Source organism: Pantoea septica, assembly GCF_002095575.1.
Lineage (GTDB): Bacteria > Pseudomonadota > Gammaproteobacteria > Enterobacterales > Enterobacteriaceae > Pantoea > Pantoea septica.
Genome location: NZ_MLJJ01000084.1, coordinates 1 through 933, shown reverse-complemented (window position 1 = coordinate 933; position 933 = coordinate 1). Strand labels below are relative to the sequence as shown.

The 933-nt window shown below is 60.3% G+C and carries 1 protein-coding gene; it reads right to left on the bottom strand.

All coding sequences use genetic code 11. From position 1 onward, the window contains the following. Window positions 1-253 precede the first annotated feature (253 nt). Window positions 254-796, bottom strand: coding sequence for a single-stranded DNA-binding protein (locus tag HA46_RS20625; protein ID WP_084886592.1), 543 nt, complete (start codon window positions 794-796; stop codon window positions 254-256). Window positions 797-933 lie beyond the last annotated feature (137 nt).

Genomic DNA, 933 nt, shown 5'->3' with positions numbered 1-933 from the left:
GTCAGTTCGCTGACGCAGCAGCTGCGGTAGCCGCCGCGCTGGCGGCCGTAATACGCGGAGGTCTTGCCGTTACGAATTTTTTCTTTAGACTGAGTCGCTGACATATCGAGTTCCTCATAATTTGATTGTCATGCCCTGCGCGGAGTGACAGCTCCGCCAGGGCAACCATCCAGGCCGTTCCGGCCGCATTTCTGCTTCGTTTACCTGCTGTTTTCACCTGATTCGCTGCCTCGCGTGAGCAAAGCCGCGTCATTCAGAACGGGATGTCGTCGTCAAAATCCGTCGGCGGATAGTTGCCCTGCGGCTGTGACTGGGGGTCAGGCTGCGGCTGAGCCGCACCACGACCGCCCTTACCGCCTTTGCCGCCGTTACCTGCAGCTGGCTGTGCCGGCTGAGCGTTTTGCTGCCCGCTGAACTGCTGTCCGGTCTGCCCGCCGGCACCATTGCCGCGCCCGCCCAGCATCTGCATGGTGCCGCCAACGTTCACCACGACTTCGGTGGTGTACTTGTCCTGCCCATCCGAGCCCTGCCATTTACGCGTGCGCAGCTGGCCCTCGATGTAAACCTGTGAGCCCTTGCGCAGGTACTCCCCCGCCACCTCTGCGAGCTTTCCGAACAGCACCACGCGGTGCCACTCCGTGATTTCTTTGTTCTCACCGGTCTGCCTGTCGCACCAGCTTTCCGACGTCGCCAGCGTGATGTTTGCGACCGCGCCGCCGTTCGGCATGTAGCGCACCTCCGGGTCCTGTCCCAGATTGCCGACCAGGATGACCTTGTTGACGCCTCGTGAAGCCATGTTCGTTCTCCTCATGCAGTTGGGGTTTTAAACACGTCACCCGTTGAGTTTCGGGAGCCGCGGTGTTGACGTTTTGTGGAAATCGGCTGGTTTTTTACTCCGGTATTCACTTCACCCGTTTGAGATCCTTCGCCGCG